Origin of the sequence: Gilliamella bombi (genome assembly GCF_900103255.1) — a bacterium.
GTDB classification, from domain to species: domain Bacteria; phylum Pseudomonadota; class Gammaproteobacteria; order Enterobacterales; family Orbaceae; genus Gilliamella; species Gilliamella bombi.
Map to the genome: position 1 here is coordinate 1 of NZ_FMWS01000021.1, position 19013 is coordinate 19013.

Annotated in this window: 24 protein-coding genes and 1 tRNA gene; 11 read left to right on the plus strand and 14 right to left on the minus strand. The window is 34.0% G+C overall.

Annotated elements, in window-relative coordinates; translation table 11 throughout:
* The first annotated feature begins 151 nt into the window (after positions 1 to 151).
* The gene (locus tag B9N71_RS12985; RefSeq protein WP_167370061.1) at positions 152 to 310 is read left to right on the plus strand and encodes a hypothetical protein; all 159 of its coding nucleotides are present in this window, start codon (positions 152 to 154) and stop codon (positions 308 to 310) included.
* Complete coding sequence (locus tag B9N71_RS05325) at positions 262 to 681, plus strand: tail fiber assembly protein (protein WP_085164639.1); 420 nt, start codon at positions 262 to 264, stop codon at positions 679 to 681. The genes B9N71_RS12985 and B9N71_RS05325 overlap by 49 nt, the downstream gene beginning before the upstream one ends.
* On the opposite strand, the gene B9N71_RS12775 is transcribed toward B9N71_RS05325, so the two are convergent.
* Together B9N71_RS12775 and B9N71_RS05330 are read right to left on the minus strand one after the other, a co-directional pair.
* Entirely contained in the window at positions 682 to 897 is a 216-nt protein-coding gene (locus B9N71_RS12775) for a hypothetical protein (protein WP_143422045.1), read from the minus strand. It abuts the gene before it with no gap.
* Between the two features lie 205 nt (positions 898 to 1102).
* Positions 1103 to 1190: transfer RNA gene (locus B9N71_RS05330), tRNA-Ser, on the minus strand.
* Between the two features lie 194 nt (positions 1191 to 1384).
* Here B9N71_RS05330 and B9N71_RS05335 point away from each other — a divergent pair.
* Genes B9N71_RS05335 through B9N71_RS05360 form a run of 6 tightly spaced genes read left to right on the plus strand, consistent with a single transcriptional unit; the run spans position 1385 to position 4899 of the window.
* Positions 1385 to 1702 (plus strand): TusE/DsrC/DsvC family sulfur relay protein, encoded by a 318-nt coding sequence (locus B9N71_RS05335; RefSeq protein WP_065560941.1) that lies wholly within the window; start codon positions 1385 to 1387, stop codon positions 1700 to 1702.
* Positions 1703 to 1723: 21 nt separating this feature from the next.
* Positions 1724 to 2020 (plus strand): cell division protein FtsB, encoded by a 297-nt coding sequence (ftsB, locus tag B9N71_RS05340; protein WP_065590839.1) that lies wholly within the window; start codon positions 1724 to 1726, stop codon positions 2018 to 2020.
* Positions 2020 to 2733: a 2-C-methyl-D-erythritol 4-phosphate cytidylyltransferase gene (gene ispD, locus B9N71_RS05345; protein WP_065590840.1), complete on the plus strand. Its 714-nt coding sequence runs from the start codon at positions 2020 to 2022 to the stop codon at positions 2731 to 2733. Before ftsB ends, ispD begins: the two co-directional genes overlap by 1 nt.
* A gap of 4 nt (positions 2734 to 2737) precedes the next feature.
* On the plus strand, positions 2738 to 3223 hold the full coding sequence (ispF, locus tag B9N71_RS05350) for a 2-C-methyl-D-erythritol 2,4-cyclodiphosphate synthase (RefSeq protein WP_034910022.1): 486 nt from the start codon (positions 2738 to 2740) through the stop codon (positions 3221 to 3223).
* An 18-nt stretch (positions 3224 to 3241) separates the two neighbouring features.
* Positions 3242 to 4267 carry a tRNA pseudouridine(13) synthase TruD gene (gene truD, locus B9N71_RS05355; RefSeq protein ID WP_085164641.1) on the plus strand — a complete coding sequence of 342 codons (1026 nt, stop codon included), beginning with the start codon at positions 3242 to 3244 and terminating at the stop codon, positions 4265 to 4267.
* Positions 4268 to 4272: 5 nt separating this feature from the next.
* A complete protein-coding gene (locus B9N71_RS05360) occupies positions 4273 to 4899 on the plus strand; it encodes a protein-L-isoaspartate(D-aspartate) O-methyltransferase (RefSeq protein ID WP_065590842.1) in 627 nt (208 codons plus the stop codon).
* Positions 4900 to 5001: 102 nt separating this feature from the next.
* Here the strand turns inward: B9N71_RS05360 and pnuC are convergent, their stop codons facing one another.
* Both pnuC and nadR read right to left on the minus strand, forming a co-directional pair.
* The gene (gene pnuC, locus B9N71_RS05365; RefSeq protein WP_085164643.1) at positions 5002 to 5691 is read right to left on the minus strand and encodes a nicotinamide riboside transporter PnuC; all 690 of its coding nucleotides are present in this window, start codon (positions 5689 to 5691) and stop codon (positions 5002 to 5004) included.
* A gap of 6 nt (positions 5692 to 5697) precedes the next feature.
* Positions 5698 to 6930 (minus strand): multifunctional transcriptional regulator/nicotinamide-nucleotide adenylyltransferase/ribosylnicotinamide kinase NadR, encoded by a 1233-nt coding sequence (nadR, locus tag B9N71_RS05370; RefSeq protein WP_065560946.1) that lies wholly within the window; start codon positions 6928 to 6930, stop codon positions 5698 to 5700.
* Positions 6931 to 7166: 236 nt separating this feature from the next.
* Here nadR and B9N71_RS05375 point away from each other — a divergent pair, with 236 nt between their 5' ends.
* Together B9N71_RS05375 and recD are read left to right on the plus strand one after the other, a co-directional pair.
* Positions 7167 to 8753 carry a DUF4139 domain-containing protein gene (locus B9N71_RS05375; protein WP_065590844.1) on the plus strand — a complete coding sequence of 529 codons (1587 nt, stop codon included), beginning with the start codon at positions 7167 to 7169 and terminating at the stop codon, positions 8751 to 8753.
* A gap of 20 nt (positions 8754 to 8773) precedes the next feature.
* Positions 8774 to 10624, plus strand: coding sequence for an exodeoxyribonuclease V subunit alpha (gene recD / locus B9N71_RS05380; RefSeq protein WP_085164644.1), 1851 nt, complete (start codon positions 8774 to 8776; stop codon positions 10622 to 10624).
* Positions 10625 to 10724: 100 nt separating this feature from the next.
* Here the strand turns inward: recD and B9N71_RS05385 are convergent, their stop codons facing one another.
* The 10 genes from B9N71_RS05385 to B9N71_RS05430 form a co-directional block, all read right to left on the minus strand.
* Positions 10725 to 11450 carry an amino acid ABC transporter ATP-binding protein gene (locus B9N71_RS05385; protein WP_034910011.1) on the minus strand — a complete coding sequence of 242 codons (726 nt, stop codon included), beginning with the start codon at positions 11448 to 11450 and terminating at the stop codon, positions 10725 to 10727.
* Positions 11447 to 12127, minus strand: coding sequence for a glutamate/aspartate ABC transporter permease GltK (gene gltK / locus B9N71_RS05390; protein WP_065590846.1), 681 nt, complete (start codon positions 12125 to 12127; stop codon positions 11447 to 11449). The genes B9N71_RS05385 and gltK overlap by 4 nt, the downstream gene beginning before the upstream one ends.
* Positions 12124 to 12864 (minus strand): amino acid ABC transporter permease, encoded by a 741-nt coding sequence (locus B9N71_RS05395; RefSeq protein ID WP_065590847.1) that lies wholly within the window; start codon positions 12862 to 12864, stop codon positions 12124 to 12126. Before B9N71_RS05395 ends, gltK begins: the two co-directional genes overlap by 4 nt.
* Positions 12865 to 12955: 91 nt before the next feature.
* Positions 12956 to 13864 carry a glutamate/aspartate ABC transporter substrate-binding protein gene (locus tag B9N71_RS05400; protein ID WP_085164646.1) on the minus strand — a complete coding sequence of 303 codons (909 nt, stop codon included), beginning with the start codon at positions 13862 to 13864 and terminating at the stop codon, positions 12956 to 12958.
* Positions 13865 to 14090: 226 nt separating this feature from the next.
* Entirely contained in the window at positions 14091 to 15632 is a 1542-nt protein-coding gene (gene lnt, locus B9N71_RS05405; RefSeq protein ID WP_085164647.1) for an apolipoprotein N-acyltransferase, read from the minus strand.
* Positions 15625 to 16497 carry a CNNM family magnesium/cobalt transport protein CorC gene (gene corC, locus B9N71_RS05410; RefSeq protein WP_085164649.1) on the minus strand — a complete coding sequence of 291 codons (873 nt, stop codon included), beginning with the start codon at positions 16495 to 16497 and terminating at the stop codon, positions 15625 to 15627. Before corC ends, lnt begins: the two co-directional genes overlap by 8 nt.
* A 117-nt stretch (positions 16498 to 16614) precedes the next feature.
* A complete protein-coding gene (gene ybeY / locus B9N71_RS05415; protein WP_085164651.1) occupies positions 16615 to 17082 on the minus strand; it encodes an rRNA maturation RNase YbeY in 468 nt (155 codons plus the stop codon).
* An 18-nt stretch (positions 17083 to 17100) separates the two neighbouring features.
* Positions 17101 to 17571, minus strand: a complete 471-nt coding sequence (gene rlmH / locus B9N71_RS05420) for a 23S rRNA (pseudouridine(1915)-N(3))-methyltransferase RlmH (RefSeq protein WP_065590852.1) — start codon at positions 17569 to 17571, stop codon at positions 17101 to 17103.
* A gap of 4 nt (positions 17572 to 17575) precedes the next feature.
* Positions 17576 to 17893: a ribosome silencing factor gene (gene rsfS, locus B9N71_RS05425; protein WP_143422047.1), complete on the minus strand. Its 318-nt coding sequence runs from the start codon at positions 17891 to 17893 to the stop codon at positions 17576 to 17578.
* An 87-nt stretch (positions 17894 to 17980) separates the two neighbouring features.
* Positions 17981 to 18355, minus strand: coding sequence for a hypothetical protein (locus tag B9N71_RS05430; protein WP_085164655.1), 375 nt, complete (start codon positions 18353 to 18355; stop codon positions 17981 to 17983).
* A gap of 233 nt (positions 18356 to 18588) precedes the next feature.
* On the opposite strand from B9N71_RS05430, the gene B9N71_RS05435 reads away from it, so the two are divergent.
* Positions 18589 to 19002 (plus strand): hypothetical protein, encoded by a 414-nt coding sequence (locus tag B9N71_RS05435; RefSeq protein ID WP_085164657.1) that lies wholly within the window; start codon positions 18589 to 18591, stop codon positions 19000 to 19002.
* The last annotated feature ends 11 nt before the right edge of the window (positions 19003 to 19013 follow it).

Genomic DNA, 19013 nt, shown 5'->3' on the forward strand with positions numbered 1-19013 from the left:
TATCACTGCGATGACGATTGGTTACGAGTAGGTTCGCGTCGAATGAGATGGGCATTTTTTGATTTTGATGCATCACGCGTAGTACCTACCGCTCACGAAAATAGACCTGTTAATATTGGTATGACACCAGTTATTTATCTTGGAGTTTAATATGATTAATTATTATTTCGATAACAAAAATGAACTAAGACCATTCACACATGAGCTAGAAGCTAATGATGATACATTATCGCCAGATAATGCGTTACGCATAGCGCCTGAATTCAAAACGGCTATTGTCCATGTGAACAAAACGGAAAATGGGTTTTAGTTGAGGACCACAGAGAGAAAACCGTATATAACATTGAAACGAAAAGTGCGGAAAAAATCGATTACCTCGGTAAAATCAAAAATGGTTATACAGAGCTTGAACCGTTCGAATTTTGTAAGTGGGACGGCAAAAAATGGGTATTAGATGAAGATGCAAAAAATGAACATATCATCAAAAATAATCAAAATTTAAAAAACTCATTAATCAATGAAGCTAACGAAAAAATATCGTTACTTCAAGATATTATTGATTTAGATATGCAAGAAGCTGATGAAGAAGCGCAGTTAAAACAATGGAAAAAGTACCGCATTTTATTAACTCGTGTTGATGCGTCTGATATCAATGCTGTATTTCCCGCAAAACCTGAATAATCAAAACACACTATCAATCTTCAACTTACAATATTCAACAGCGTCATGTAGTGTAACAAAATCGTCGATATCGTATAGTGTTTTCTGCGTTTGATAGAATACATAATTGTGCTCGTCGTCGCTGTTGATAATGTAGCATTCGCCCGATAACTCTATTTCGTAATCTTCTGGCGTCATGCGTATGTAAATTGGTAGTGTGTAGTTTATTGTTATCATGATAAGCGAAAGAGTGAACTTTTGAGTATTTTATATTGATTGTATCTTGATGTGAATTTGTGATGTGGAATCACGATGAAATTTATGTATTATTTTTACTAGAACAATTAAAAATGTGACAAAATATTACAACTGTATATTACAAGCTTATTACAAGAGGGTATTTTATGATAGTATTGAGATTGGCTTGAAGCCTTGTGAAAGATGGCGGAAGCGCAGAGATTCGAACTCTGGGAGGGTCGCCCCTCGCCGGTTTTCAAGACCGGTGCTTTCAACCGCTCAGCCACACTTCCGCAATGGCTGTGAATATTAAAGTAGACTTGCTTATTTGTAAATAGCTATTTTAATTTTTTTTATCGTTTGTTTTAAATTTCATCAAATTTCGAAGAAATTAAACAAACAATAACGTATTCGCCTGCAAAATTAGTGTTGGATTTTGATTAATTGAGTATAATACAACGCAAATAAAATAACGTACTTTGAAAAAATGTTAGAGCAGATAGAAACTGATGAGAAAGGCTATTTAAAAAATTGGCAGGATTGGACTGTTGATTTAGTTCCAGAATTGGCAGCCAAAGAGTCCATTGAATTAACCGATGCCCATTGGGAGGTTATTTTATTTGTTCGTGATTTTTACTTAGAATATAAAACCTCACCAGCTATTCGAGCTTTAGTCAAAGCAATGGAAAAAAAGTTTGGTGCAGAAAAGGGTAATAGTCGTTATTTGTATAAATTATTTCCAGACGGTCCTGCTAAACAAGCAACTAAACTTGCAGGCTTACCAAAACCAGTTAAATGCATATAGATAAAGGATAATACTAAATTCATGAGAAGATGGAAGCTACCTTTATTGTTATTAGCTGTACTGGGTTATCTGCAATATTCTTTATGGTATGGCAAAAATAATGTGTACGATTATCAAGATAATGTAGAAATGTTAGTCAATTTGCGTGCCGATAATGAGAAGTTAAAGACTCGTAACGAACAGATGTTTGCTGAAATTAACGATTTGCAACGTGGCTATGAAGCAATAGAAGAGCGTGCTCGTAGTCATTTGGGTATGGTTAAACCTGATGAATATTTTTATCGAATTATAATTGATTCGGATACTAAAAAACGATAATGCATAACTTGAATAATCTTAATGATATCATTGCTATTGTACCGGCAGCAGGAGTTGGTTGCCGTATGAATAGTCAAATCCCTAAACAATATCTAAAAGTTGGTTCGAAGACCGTTTTAGAACATACTCTAAATAAATTATTAACGCATCCTCAAATCGCTCAAGTTATTGTTGTGATTAGCTCAGAAGATAATATATTTAATACCCTTTCAATTGCTCAGCACGATAAGATTAAAGTTGCTTTAGGTGGCAAAACTCGAGCTGATTCTGTTTTAGCCGGATTAAAATTGCTAAATGATGAACAGTGGGCTTTAGTTCATGATGCGGCAAGACCTTGTGTGACTCATTGTGATATTACTCGGCTGATTGAAACAGTAACAACTAAAAAACAAGGCGGTATATTAGCCACTCGTGTTAGTGATACGATTAAGCGAGCTTGTCAAAATAATGATACCATTATTGATTATTCTGAAGATCGGACTTATTTATGGGGCGCTGCTACTCCTCAACTGTTTAATGCTGGCGAACTAAAATCATGTTTGCAACAAGCATTAAATGATCATGTTGCTATCACTGACGAAGCTTCAGCCATTGAGTATTGTGGTGGGCATCCTTTATTAATTGAGTGTCGTGGGGATAATATAAAAATAACCCGTCCTGAAGATTTAGCATTGGCTACTTTTTATTTAACTAAGCAGATTCCAAATAGGTAAAAGTATGAGAATAGGTCATGGATTTGATGTTCATAAGTTTGGTGGAGAGGGTCCTATAACTCTTGCTGGGGTAAAAATTCCTTATCAATATGGCCTTGTTGCTCACTCTGATGGTGATGTTGTGTTACATGCAATAACCGATGCTTTAATTGGCGCATTGGCATTAGGTGACATCGGTAAGCTATTTCCTGATACAGATCCTAAATATAAAGGTATAGATAGTCGAATATTATTGAAAGAGGTGTATACCCTTGTTCAAGCTAAAGGTTATGAATTAGTTAATTTAGATACTACTATTATTGCCCAAGAACCTAAAATGCGACCGCATGTTGATCAAATGCGAGTTAATATAGCAGAAGATCTGAAAGTTCATTTTGAACAAATTAGTGTAAAAGCAACAACAACTGAACAATTAGGCTTTACTGGGCGTAAAGAAGGCATTGCTTGCCAAGCGGTAGTGTTATTAAGTAAAAAATCCGAAACAGTTTAAATTATACAATAGGCAATAATAGTGTTAGCACAACTTAATTATTTATATGGCAAACCGACCACTAAAGGACAATACAAGCAACAATACGAAGATTTTAATGTGACAGAAGATCTTGGCTTTGAGTTGACTGGTGAAGGCGAACATGTTTTAGTTTTTTTGCAAAAACGTGATTGTAATACCATTTTCGTGGCTGAGCAGTTGGCTAAATATGTGGGAATTTCAACCAAGCTAGTAAGTTATGCTGGTTTGAAAGATCGCCGAGCGGTGACTGAGCAGTGGTTCAGTTTACATATGCCAGGTCAACAAACACCAGACTTTTCTGCATTTAATTTGGCGGGTTGTAAAATATTAAAAGTCACACGGCATAATAAAAAATTAAAAATTGGCGCATTAAAAGGTAATTATTTTAAAATAATTTTAAAATCGTTAAATAGTCAATCTGAAATTGAATCTAAATTAGCATTAATCAAACAGCATGGCGTGCCTAATTATTTTGGTGAGCAGCGTTTTGGTCGTGATGAAAATAATATTACTCAGGCTATAAAATGGGTCAATGGCGAAATTTCGGTTAAGGATCGAAAAAAACGTAGCTTTTATCTTTCTGCGGCGCGAAGTGCGATTTTTAATAATATTGTCAGTCAACGCATTACCCAAAGTTTGCATCAAACCGTGCTCAATGGCGATATATTACAATTAGCGCATCGTGGTAGCTGGTTTATTGCTCAAGCAGGCGAATTAGTTCAGTTACAAATGCGTTTAGAACAAGGCGAGATCAATATTACTGCACCAATGGTGGGGGATTCACCACTAGGTACATTATTTGATGCGCTGGAGTTTGAGCAAAAATGTTTAGAAAGTTGGTCTGAACTTAATGATCTATTTAAAAAAGAGCGAGTAGAAACAGCAAGACGGTCAATATTGTTACGAGCAGAGCAGCTTAATTGGCAATGGTTAGATGAGCATAGTCTCGAACTCAATTTTTATTTGCCATCAGGTTGTTATGCAACAAGTGTGATACGTGAACTAATAATAGAAAATGAGTAGCCCAAATGCAAAATCTAAAAATGCAATCCCTAATTGAATTCTTACGGCAACAAGGAATAAAAGACGAGCGCGTTTTAGATGCTATTGCGTCAATTCCTCGTGAACATTTTGTTGATGAGGCGCTTTCGCATCAAGCTTACGATAATCGTCCATTGCCAATAGGAAGCGGTCAAACTATTTCTCAGCCTTATATCGTAGCAAAGATGACTGAACTATTAAAATTAGAGCCTAATTCAAAAGTACTTGAAATTGGAACAGGGTCGGGATATCAAACGGCTGTTTTAGCAAAGTTAGTCGAAAATGTCTGCTCGGTAGAACGAATAAAAAGTCTACAATGGAATACCAAACGCCGTTTAAAGCAACTTGATATTCATAACATTGCAACACGCCATGGTGATGGTTGGTTAGGTTGGCCTGAACGTGGACCATTTGATGGCATCATTGTTACAGCCGCCGCATCTGAAGTGCCACAAAGCTTACTAGAACAGTTAGCCGATAAAGGACGTTTAGTTATTCCTGTTGGCGAAAATAAACAGGTTTTACAATTAATTGAGCGTGATGGCGATAATTTTGTAGCTAAAAATATGGGCGAGGTTATATTCGTGCCTTTGGTTAAAGGGGATGTTGAATAATTAGACTGCATCTCAAATAAAAAATAGAAAATAAAGCACTTATTTTCTATTTTTATACTTAAACACAGTCTTTCCTGAAACTTTTTAACAAAATTGGAATATTTACTCTGGCTGCTCAGAGCGTTTCCATTCACAAATTCCATAAATGGCATTAAACAGATAGATTAAATATTGTGTTGCGATAATGATATTGTCGGTATAGATATTTAAACCAATTACCAGTACATTTAATATAACCCATAAATACCAGTTAAACGCATATCGCATCATCAATAATAATTGAGCAACAATACCTAGACCAAATATAAAACAGTTAGTTATGAGCTGGTAGGTTGTATTGGTTGCACCAATTTTATCCGTTAAATAAATATTAATAAAAGCGGCAATAATAAGAAATATGATTGTATATAAAAATGTGGTTTCATTGAGTGAGCGAACTTTAACGTTTTTATTATTATCAAGGTTTTTTTTCCAAGTGAATAAACCATAGATGTGTGAACAAAAATAGTAGACAGGCGGTAGTCCTGCACCAATATTGCCGCCAAGAACATTTGCACAACATTCTGCAACTACGGCAAACATACCTAATACATTTCCCATGTTTTTACGTTTTGCTAATAAGATAACGCATAGCAGACCGCAAAAAGCGCCTATGTAAGAAGTAGCGTAGCGTAAATCAAATTCAGTAAATGGGTCAGTGTATAAAAATGCTAGTGTTACACATAATATACAAAAAAATGGATAGAATTTATTACGTCCAATTAAAATGGCAAGATTGCTTAATTTATTCATAATTTATTACTCTTCATCATTAATAAGTTGATTAACTAGTTCAATGCAGCGTAAATAACGTTCTTCGTAATCGGGCGATTCTATTTCTATATATTTGATATTATTTTTTTCTAATAACGTTATTAATAGTTTTTGAAAATCTTTACGTTGTTTTGGACTGCCTAAATGACGTAAACCATCAGCGACCCATGGCGTGTTATTGCCGAGTAAAATTACTAAATCAAAACGATAGTTATTGATCATAGCTTGTAAAAATGGATGTTCTTTACCTTCATATTTTTTACAAAAGGCTTGAGTTGTCACAAAATCGGTATCAATAAACGAAACTTTATTGGCATGTTTTATGGCAAAATCGATATATTGTGCATGCCCTAATGCGATTTTATCGTAGTCAGCATACTGTAATGCGCGTTCGTCCCCGCCAAGTTGAGAAAATACATAATCCCGACCATATTCCCATGCACTGGTTGTGTTAAATACGTTTGCTAGTTTATTAACTAAAGTTGATTTACCACTAGATTCTCCCCCTAAGATGGCAACGGTTCTAACAAAAAAAGGTCTAACTTCGGTTGGAATGTATTGCCAGTTTTTCAGCGGTGCTTGACGGATTTGAGTACCACTTATTTGCATAAATTGTCGTTTTGGATCAATTAAGACAGTTTCTAGATCAAACAAATCTTTATACATAGCGACATCTTGCGGTTCACTTGAATAAACATAATCTGGTTTTATGCCTTTTTCTTGAAATAGTTTCTTTACTCGTTCACTCCATTCATGCCAGCCATTTGGGTAAGCTGGAATACCGTCTTCTTCTAATAATTCAATGTGGATATTTTTTTGATATTTAAAAGTTTGCAGTAGCCAACGAATTCTATCATTAATAGTTGGTTGGCGAGACATAGCACTTTGTTTAAAAAGCGCTTCGTCGCGTTGAGTATCAGAGCAAAGAATAACATATAACTCATCAACCTGACTAATTGCTCGCTGAATAAGATAAATATGCCCAGTATGTAAAGGATAAAATTTACCAAAAATCACACCCACTTTTTTATTTTTGGTTGGTTCTTCAATTTGTAAATATTGATGAAGTGATTGTAATTTTTGTGCGCTCGGATTTTTAATTTTATCATTAATGAGTTGACTAAGATAACCTTTAGTCATTTGGCAAGCATCGGCGACAGTTTGTAAAGATATATTCTTACGTTTGATTGCTTTTTTTAGATAACTGAAGTTACTCATAGAGTCTCCTTATTTTGTTTTTTATTTTAAACAAAATATAAATCATTTTTATTTTTTGTTCAATATATTAAACGAAAAATAATTTATTTTTTTTACAACTATGCTAAAATTAATAGCAATTAAACAGATAGAATAATTACTTTATTACCATTGTTAGAGAGAATCATGTGCCATTTAACTTATAACATAATTATTTTTAAATAGTTATGAATTAGTTTTTATTTCAAAGGAACTATATGAAAATTCAGGAATTAGCTTTTTTAATTGCATTTGCTTCTAGCAGTGTTTTTGCAAACAATAATGTAACACTTAATAAAGTCACGCTTTTTTTGCAAGGTGCAGAATTACAAGGGCAATCAACAGTGTCGTTGACCAAAGGGGAAAATGAAATTTTATTGACTGGAATTGCTGATGGTGTCAAGGCTAATTCAATTAATGTGGGATTTGGTAATGATGCTAATGTGAAAGTATTGTCAACGTCATTAGATGATAGTTATGAAGGTGATAATAAAGAAAGTGAAGATATTAAGCCTTTACTTAATGAGTTAAAACAGTTACAAGAAAAACTTGATACCACTGGAGTGCAATTAAAAGCCGTATCTGAACAAGTTAACCTTTTGCAAGGCAATCGTTTGGATCAATTGGTTAAAAATGCAAATGATAATTTTAGTGAAATGAAAAATACTTTGGATTTTGTTAAGAGCAATTTAGTTTCGACATTAAACGAACAAAACAGACTCCAAAAAGAAGTCAATCAAATAGAAGAGCAAATAGCACAATGCCAAGATAAGATCGATAAACAGAAAGCTTTGATAAAAAACACAACCAATGCAATTATCGTGAAAATTTATTCTGATAAAGATGTTACACTGCCAGTTACCTTGTCCTATGTTACGAATAAAGCTGGTTGGGCGCCGATTTATGATGTACGTGTTACTGATGTCAGTGCTCCGTTACAACTAACATATAAAGCCGATATTTATCAAAATAGTGGTTTAGATTGGCAAAATATTGATTTCAGTTTATCAACTTCTAAGCCAAGTGAAGGCATAACTGCTCCAAATTTAAATCCTTGGTATATTGACATGTATATTGAAAAAGGTGGGTTTTTCTTCTCTAAGAGTGAGAAAGATTATGATGAAATCAGTGCAAGAAAGTCAAGATCAGTTTACGCTAATGATGATAATGCATTAACCAATACATTGGGTATTAATACCCGTTTTGAGGTTAAATTACCTTATACCATTAAATCCAATAGTAAGAATAATATCCTTACATTACAAAATAAAGAAGTTCAAGCAGAATATCATTATATTGCTATTCCTAAATTAGATAACAGTGTGTACTTACAAGCACAAATTATTGATTGGGATAAGCTTAATCTTTTACCAGGAAGGTCGACAGTCTTTTTTAATGGTAATTATGTTGGCGAAAGCTTTATTACCACTAAAGATCTAAAAGAGACACTCGATATATCTTTAGGAAAAGATAAAAATATTTTTATTTCACGTGACCGTAATGTTAATGAAACATCAAAACCTTCGTTATTTGGTAATGATATTTCACAAAAATATGCTTATACCATTGATGTAAAAAATGCCAAAACACTGCCTATTGATATTGTTGTTTATGATCAACTACCAACGATAGTCAATAAATCAGTTTCACTTGATGATGCAAAATATGACGGTGCAAGCTACAATAAAGAAACAGGCGAATTAGCATGGAAATTTAAGTTAAACCCAAGTGAAAATAAAAATCTTAACTTAAGTTTTAAACTGACTTATCCAAAAGATAAAGTTAACGATATAATTGGTTTATAAGTTAATAACAGAAATAGAATATGTTAAACGAGTGGTTAAACCAATTTAAACAAGATAGCCAAAGTAGTTTGCTTGATATTCATTTGGCAACGTTTTTAACACATAAAGCAAAGTTAAATGATGATATTACTATTAAACGATTTAGCTTTTTAGTTATGTCGCTTAGTAAAGAGGTAAGATCTGGTCATGTTTGCCTTGATCTTGCTTATTTAGATGAATCAACGATTGAATCACAGCTTTGGTTACAATTAGATTCGCCAAATGCGCAAGATTGGAAAATTGCTCTTGAACAAGCTTATGATAGTCAGGTTGTGAGTGATGGAACAAATTTGTCTCCGCTTATTTTTATTGAAAATAAACTTTATTTTCAAAGAATGTGGTTAGATGAACAAAATGTAGCTCAATATTTCAATCATACAGCTTTAGATAAAGAACTTAGCTACAATACTGATTTAACCACTGTACTTAATCAACTTTTTATTCAGAATCAAACCGAAATCGATTGGCAAAAAGTAGCAGTTGCTGCTGCGTTAACTCGCAAAGTTGCTATTATTTCTGGTGGACCAGGTACAGGTAAAACAACCACTGTTGCCAAAATTTTAGCCGGAATTTTGTTAACCAATCCGCATGCTCGAATTATTACATCGGCACCTACAGGAAAAGCGGCATCAAGGTTAACCGAATCACTGAGTCGCACAATCGAGCAACTCGATTTTGCATCACTAAATATAAAAGCAGAAGCAATCACTTTACATCGTTTATTAGGTGCAAAAGCAGATAATCGTTCATTTAAGCATGATAAGAATAATCCATTGCATGTCGATGTGTTAGTCATTGATGAAGCATCTATGGTTGATTTAAATATGATGGCAAGAGTAATTGAAGCATTACCTAATTCTGCTCGTTTAATTTTGTTAGGTGATAAAGATCAACTCTCATCAGTTGAAGCCGGAGCCGTGTTTGGTGACCTTTGTACCTTTATTTCGCATGGTTATAGTGAAGCACGGGCAAAAGAGCTAAGTCAATTGACTGGTTATGATGTACCAGCTTGCCAGCAAACAGCAAAAATTACTGATAGCATTTGTTTATTACAAAAAAGTTATCGTTTTAACGAATCATCTGGTATTGGATTGTTGGCTAATGCAGTCAAAGCTGGGTGCTCAACTTCTGTTAAAAAATTATTATTAGATGAATCATTAAGTGATATTCAGTATCATGCTCTTTCTTCACAACAGGCTTATGAAGATGTTTTACACGATAGTATTAATCATTATAAACATTATTTAAATGTGATTAAGCAGAATGGCACTGATGATATAGCGTTGGTTTTATCTAAATTTGCTGAATATCGCTTACTTTGTGCTGTCAGAGAAGGACATTTTGGTGTCGAAGGTTTAAATAAACAAATTGAATTACTTTTAGCCAAAAACAAATTAATTTATTTGAAAAATAAAGAAGCATGGTATGTTGGTCGACCCATCATGATATTACGTAATAGTGCTTCATTAGGGCTATATAATGGTGATATTGGCATTACATTAAAAGCCGAGCATGATAGTTCAAAATTGCGTGTTTATTTCCCTTTTGCTGATGGATCTATTAAAGGATTTTCTCCATTTCGATTACCCGAACATGAAACGGCTTATGCCATGACAATTCATAAATCACAAGGTTCAGAATTCGATGATGTAAATATTATCTTACCAACTGATAATTCGCCGTTACTTAATCGTTCTTTACTTTATACTGCTATTACCCGTGCTAAAAAAACGGTTTCAATTTATGCGACTGAAGCTATCTTGTTACAAGCAATTAAATCACAAACGCAAAGACATAGTGGTTTAGTCAGTTTATTGCAAAATAATAGCTGATTCTGTTTTGATAAGAATATTTGAGTTTATTTTTTGAAAGATGATGTGTAATTCGAGGAAGAAATAATAAAACAGGGCTAAAAGCCCTGTAATAATTAAATTAATGGATAATTTTAGCTAAGAAGTCTTTAGCACGATCTGATTGTGGATTAGTAAAGAACTGCTCTTTTGAGGTATCTTCAATAATTTCACCAGCATCCATAAAGATAACTCGGTGGGCTACCTTACGCGCAAAGCCCATTTCATGAGTAACCACCATCATAGTCATACCTTCATAAGCCAGTTCAACCATAACATCTAGCACCTCGTTTACCATTTCAGGATCTAGTGCTGAGGTTGGTTCATCAAACAACATAACAATAGGATCCATACATAACGCACGAGCGATCGCTACACGTTGTTGTTGACCACCAGAGAGCTGAGCAGGGTATTTATCTGCATGGGCAAGTAAACCAACACGCTCTAAAAGATTAAGCGCTTTTTCTCGAGCTTCTTCGTCTGTTCGACCTAACACTTTAATTTGTGCAAGTGTTAGATTTTTTAAAATAGTTAAATGTGGAAACAGTTCAAAGTGTTGAAATACCATACCTACTTTGGAGCGTAATTTAGCTAAGTTAGTCGCTTTATTTGTAACTTCTGTTCCATCAATAATAATTTTGCCTTTTTGTACAGGCTCTAAACAATTTACAGTTTTTATCAGGGTTGATTTTCCTGAACCTGAAGGACCACAAACAACAACAACTTCGCCTTTACCAACTCGAGTAGTGCAGTTTTTTAATACCTGAAATTGTCCATACCATTTTGAAATATTTTCTAAGGAGATCATCGAGTAATCCTTTTCTTAAAATAATTAACTAGACGTGAAACGGTGAAGCAAATAACAAAATAAACTGCTCCTGTAAATAATACCATTTCAACGATTAAACCATCTCTATTGCCTACAATATTAACCGCACGATAGAAGAAATCCGCTAAATTTAATGTATAAATAAGCGTTGTATCTTGGAATAATATAATCCCCTGCGTTAATAATAATGGAGCCATAATACGAAATGCTTGCGGTAAAATCACCATTCTTAATGCCTGACCTTTAGTCATGCCTAGTGCTAATGATGCACTGATTTGTCCTTTAGATACACTTTGAATACCAGCCCGAATAATTTCTGAATAGTAAGCTGCTTCAAATAATGCAAAAGCGATCAATGCTGACACAAAACGTATATCTGTTGTAGGCGGAAGATTTAAAATTTTTTCTAATAGTTGAGGCACAAGCAAATAAAACCAGAGCAAAACCATCATTAATGGAATTGAACGGAATATATTTACATAGCATAAAGCAAACCAATGTAGCACTTTAATCGAAGAAAGTCGCATAATGGCAAGTAGCGTTCCCCAAATAATACCAAAAATTACAGCGGTAAGTGTTATCTCTAAAGTTAATAACATACCTCTCATGATATAAGGTAAATTAGGTAGGATTTGTCCCCATTCTAAATCCATCATGATTTACCTCCTAATACGCCAGGAAGTCGTACTTTTTTCTCAATATATTGCATAGTAAACATTATAACGACATTGATAAGTACATACCCAAATGTTATAGCTATGAATGATTCATAAGGTTGGCCTGCATGTTCAAGCAGTTGGTTTGCTTGTTTGGTTAATTCGACGTAACCAACAGTTGAAGCAACAGCCGAGTTTTTAACCATATTTAATATTTCAGATGTTAACGGTGGTAGAACACGTCGATAAGCGTTTGGTAATAAAATATATAAATAGGTTTGTTTTAGGGTTAATCCTAATGCAATTCCTGCACTTTTCTGACCTGTAGGGATTGACTGAATAGCAGCTCTCACTTGTTCACAAATACGTGCACCTGTGAATAATCCTAATCCTATGGTGGACATTAATAAAGTAAATATCATAGGGTCAAGACTATATAACCAGTCACGGATAGATTCTGGTACCAACGCTGGTACAACTTCAATCCAAAAGAATAAGTGAATGATTAACGGGATATTCCTAAAAACTTCAACATAACATGTACCTAAGCCAGATAAAAAGCGGTTAGGTAATGTTCTCAGCACACCAAATAGCGAACCAACCAAAAAGGCAACAGTTCCTGATGTAATAACTAGCAATATGGTCATTTGGAAACCTAACCACAACCAGCCTAGATACGTTGTATCCCCAAATGGTGCTGGTTGAAGAAAAATCCCCCAATTCCAACTTGTTGTCATAAATACTCCAACATGTAAAAAAAAATGTAAATAGTACTAAATAAGATGATGGACGCAGTTACCTACGTCCTTATGGGAAAATATCTGCGTATTAATCTAATGCTTTATCATTAGGATGAGCGAAAAGTTCTTTCATCTCAGAAGACATATCAAAGTTCATATTTAACCCTTTTGGTGGAATAGGTTGTTTAAACCAACGGTTATATGACTTTTCGGCGACACCGGATGTTTGTGCTTCTGAAATAGTTTTATCGACTAAAGCTTTAAATTGTGGGTCTTGTTTACGCAACATACAACCATAGGCTTCATAAGATAATGGTGTACCTACAATTTCCCATTGTTCAGGTTTTTTTGCTTTGGAGCGCTCACCTGCTAATAATGCATCATCGATAAGAAATGCTGCTGCTCGTCCACTTTCAAGTGTGCGAAATGCATCACCATGATCTTTGGTTGCAATAATACGAATATTTAACCCTTTTTCAGTATTGATTTTGTTGAGCATAACTTCGGATGTTGTACCAGAAGTTACGACCACATTTTTACCTTTCAGATCGTCAATATCTTTAATATTGCTACTAGTTTTAACTAAAAAACGAGTGCCAACAATAAAGATCGTATTTGAAAAATCAACTTGTTGTTGACGAGAAAGATTATTGGTTGTTGAACCACATTCAAAATCGTAAGAACCATTTTGTAACAGTGGAATACGGTTTTGAGAAGTCAGCGGTAAGTATTTAACTTGCAAGTTAGGCATGTTTAACTCTTTTTTTACCGCATTAATAATAAGATCTGAGTAATCTTGAGAATAACCAACAACTGTTTGGTTATCACCATAATATGAGAATGGGACTGATGATTCTCTATGTCCTACGACAATCACACCATTTTCTTTTACTTTAGCTAGTGTACCAGTTAATTCATCGGCAAATGCGGTACTACTTACTAGACCTAACATTGCAAATGATAACACTAGTTTGGTTAATTTTGTCTTTTTGTTCATACTCATCTCCTACTGTTTATTTTGTATCATATTAAATAATTTTAACATTTTTACAAAGGGCATATATTATAACTTATTTTTTAGCATAAAAGTACTTTTTACTGTTTATTTATCTATTATTGGAGCTAGATGTAACCAGCAATTAACGCAATATTAGATTACTGATTACATCAAGACTTATTAAAACCCAATTATATTTAAGCAATAATTATGCCAGTATAGTGAACTATAAACGTTTTTTTATAAAAAGTGAGATAAACATTAATGACATCAAAACTAAATAAGGCCAATTCCCCCATATAGCATAAGGCGTTAGGCCAGTTGTTGGTGATACAGATGCAGATAATGCGCCTGTTTCAAATTGCGGTAATTTTTTAACAATATTACCATGTGGATCAATAATGGCTGTAATCCCTGTATTAGTACTACGAATTAAAGGTCTACCAAATTCAAGCGCTCTAGCTTGCGCCATTTGTAAATGTTGTTTAGGTCCAATACTATCACCAAACCAAGCATCGTTTGAAACAGTAAGTAAGAAATCTGTATCTGGAGAAAAATTTTGCCATATTAAATTAGATAAAATCACTTCATAACAAATGGCTGGGGTAAATTTAAAGCCTTTTATTTGTAATTGAGGTTGTTTTGTTTCGCCAGATTTCATTGAGGACATAGGAATGTTGAGCAATTCAGCAATTGGTTCAAGTACTGATTCTAACGGTGTAAACTCCCCAAAGGGCACTAGATGGTGTTTTTTATAACGGTTGATAGTTGGATATTGATAATGCTCCTTTTCTCCTAATACTAATAAAGTATTGTAGATATATCCATTAGATTGATACCCATCTTCGCCAAAACGATAATCAATAATACCAACAGCTATTTCAGAATCATGGGCTCGGGCTTCGTTATCTAGATATTGTAAAAAAGATTGTTGATTTATTTCGTAATCGGTGATGCTAGCCTCTGACCAAATGATAATTTTATCTTTACCAAAGTTTTGTTTAGTCAGTTTTGTATAGGTTTGTAGTGTGTTGTTAAGTTGTTCTCTTGTCCAACGAATTGACTGCGAAATATTTCCTTGAATTAAAACAAAATTAGCTGAACGAGTGTCATTAACTTTAGTCCAATTAATATTATTGAATAAAATTGGTGCAAATAAGATCGCAAGTAGTGCAATAAATGCACCAAGCGTGTGCCTTTTTGGCGTTTTGCTATTTATTGTCTTTATGCAATAAACAAATAATCCGCATAAAATTGTTAGCAGTAAATTAACACCATCAATCCCCAATATAGGAAAATAGCCTTTTAACGGACTATCTAGTTGGCTATAACCGAGTTGCAACCAAGCAAATCCGGTTAAAATATACCCTCGTAAGAATTCGGTTAATTGCCAAAGCACAGGAGCAAGAAGTACAAGTTGTTTAAATGAGAATTGTCCAGCAAAACGATTTGCCATCCTTAATAGAAAAGCAAATAGCATAGGATAGAGTGACAAGTATAGGATTAAAAAACCTAAAATGATAATAGCAATGAGAGCGGGTAACTCTCCATATTGCTTAATACTGATATAAACCCAATGGATCCCAGCGGCAAAATAGCCAATGCCCCAACTTAATCCCAGTAACATAGCTTGTTTTTTAGATCTATCAGCAATAAGCCATAAAAGACCGGCAAACGATACAAAAGCTAGAGGCCAAATATGAAATGGAGCATAACTAAAAACTGCTATACCACCAAAAATTAGGCTTAATAATATTTTTTTAAGCATTTTCAGATAACTCTAAATTAGGCACGGTAGCCCCATCAGGAATAGTCACATGCAATTGAATGATTCGTCTTCGATCTGCAATGGTAACTTTAAATTGATAGCCGTCAATGGTAATGGTTTCACCGCGTAAGGGTAAGCGTCCAAAATGTTGCATTACCAGTCCTCCAATGGTATCCATCTCATCATCACTAAAATCAGTTGAAAATATTTCATTAAAATCTTCCACTAGAGTGAGGGCTCGCACAGTATAAACCGATTGCGTTAAGCGACGAATATCGCGATCTTCAACTTCATCATACTCATCTTCAATATCGCCCACGATGAGTTCTAAAATATCTTCAATAGTCACAAGCCCCGAAACACCACCAAATTCATCAATAGCCATTGCCATATGATAGCGCTGCATACGAAACTCTTTTAGCATATGATCAACACGTTTACTTTCAGGTACAACAACGGTTGGTCTAAGGATTTTTTTCAAATCAAAATTATCGACGCCTTGGCGAATAAAAATCAACAGATCTTTTGCCAATAAAATCCCTTCAATGTGATCGCGATCTTCACTAATAACAGGATAACGGGAATGCCCATGTTCAGAAATAATATCTAAACACTCATCAAGTGAATAATTGTCTTTTATGGTAACAATTTGAGAGCGGGGGATCATAATATCGCGAATGCGTTGTTCGGCAATATCCATAACGCCTTCGATCATATCAAGCGTATCGGGATCGATAAGCTCGTTTTCTTCGGCTTCGCGGATCACTTCGATCAGTTCTTCTTTATCTTTGGGTTCTGAATGAAATAACTGACTTAACCATAATGCAAACCCTTTTTTAGGTCTCCGGTGATTATCATCACTCATTTGTGCTTTTCCTTTCTTACTTTATTATTAATTTACTATTTTTGGTTTAGTTTACTTAATTTACTTACTAAAAAAGTTTGCAAAATAGCATATAACTAAACGACCTATCGTACATTTCTATTCATCAATGGGTTGATAAGGATCTTCAAACCCCAACTGTAGCATAATATCAATTTCGATATTTTCCATTTCTTCAGCTTCATCGTCAAGAATATGATCATAACCGAGTAAATGTAAACAACCATGCACAATCATATGTGCCCAGTGCGAAGTTAATGATTTATGTTGTTGCTCAGCTTCAGCTTCAACCACTTGCTTACAAATAATTAGATCACCCAATAAAGGAACATCGATCTCGATTGGAGATTCAAACGGAAAAGATAAAACGTTAGTTGGTTTATCTTTATGACGATAGGTACAATTTAATTGCTGACTTTCTTGTTTATCGACAATACGGATAGTGAGCTCGGCGTTATCCATAAACTGAGGTAAAATAACCTCTAACCATTGCATAATTTGCGCTTCGGTAGGCAAATTTTGGTTATCTTCTGTAGCAATTTGCAAATCTAAAATAATTGCGCTCATCATATTTACCTTACTTTATTATTCACGATGATAAGGATGATTAGTGGTTAAACTCCATGCACGGTAAAGGCTTTCAGCTACAATAACCCGCACTAAAGGATGAGGTAGGGTAAGTGGCGACAGTGACCAACTCTGTTCCGCCGCCGCTTTGCAAGAAGGAGATAATCCCTCAGGTCCACCAATTAATAAACTCACATCACGGCCATCTACTTTCCAACGTTCTAATTGTTCAGCTAAATTATGCGTTGTGTAAGGTTTACCTGGAATATCAAGAGTCACAATGCGATTGCCTTTACTACAGGCACTTAACATTGCTTCGCCTTCTTTATCTAAGATCCGTACAATATCTGCATTTTTGGTACGTTTTCCAGCGGGGATTTCAATAAGCTCTAAAGGCATATCTTTAGGAAATCGTGATTGATAATCATTAAAAGCAGTGGTAACCCAGTTTGCCATTTTATTGCCAACAGCAATAAGCTGTATCTTCACGTGATTAACTCCAAAGCTTCTCAAGTTCGTAAAGCTGACGGCTTTCTTCTTGCATTATATGTACAATGACCGCATCCATATCAACTACGACCCAATCGGCATCACTTTTACCTTCGCTACCTAACACCAAATGGCCTTGTTTTTTTGCTTCATCAAGTAAATGGTTAGCAATAGAGGAAACATGACGGTTTGAAGTGCCAGTACAAATAATCATATAATCGGTAATACTTGATTTGCCACGAACATCAAGGGTAACAATGTCTTTTCCTTTTAGAACATCAATCTTATCAATAATAAAATCTTGTAACGACTGTTGCAAAATAATCTCTCTTTTTATTAAAAATAAAGCGCCATTATAGCATATATTTTAAAAATAACGGTGATGATAACTTACACATATTTTTATTGATTATTGGGATTGCTTTTTTCTTTTCTTTTTTGCTAGTTTATCTTCATGCAATTTTTTTATTTGTTCTTTTCTGTTTTTCTTTATTTGGTCTCTTTTCAATTTTTTTTGATTATTTATAGCTAAACGTTCCTCTTTATTTAGAGTATCTTTTATTGTATCTTTTGCTTTTCGCTTTTTTTCTCTATTTATGTTAAATTCCTCTAGCACCTCTGTTAACGACGATATACCCAACAAGAATAAAAGTCCTAAAAATAAACCTAATAAAGATGGATATATTGGGTTGTAATCGTGACCCACGTGCGGAAGGATTCTAACCGTTGCTGCTTCTACAAAATTGGTACTAAATAAAAAAAGTAAGAAAAATATCGCTTTCATAATATATGCAATTTAATGGAATAATTTTCACGTATTTCATCTTATACAAATATATATAGAAGTTAAAGGAAATTTGAACAATAAAAAAGCAAAGTTTTATATTTGAATGGCACACATTTTCAAACAAAAAATTAGTGTTGCTGATCCAATTTTTGTAAAAAATATTCAGGATTCTATACCGTCTGGAGATTAAAAAACGAAAATAATAATACGAAGATACACCTTATTTGATTATGAAAAGTAAATTAAAAATATCAAAAGACGATCCATTTTCAAGGAGAGAAGAACAGCATCTCATTAAAATTTATGATACCCAAGCAAATCAGTTTGTTGGTCAATTTGAATTTCCTATTGATGAAAAAAGTCATTTTTCAGAATCTATTCCCTATGAATTAAGAAAATGGGACAACGATGATTTTTTATTGCTGATTGATAAACAAAAATTATATCGATTAAATAAGCATAATAAAACTTTTGAATATGTTAATGATCCCATGTTTGCAAAACAACCCGAGTTTTCACAAGGATTGGCAGAAATTAAGTTTGTAAGCAAAGAATGGGGTGATAGTTTGTATGTGTATACCAATAAAGGGAAGCATTTTTATTTTTACTCTAATATGGGATATAAATGTATTTCAATATGTTGATATAACTAAAA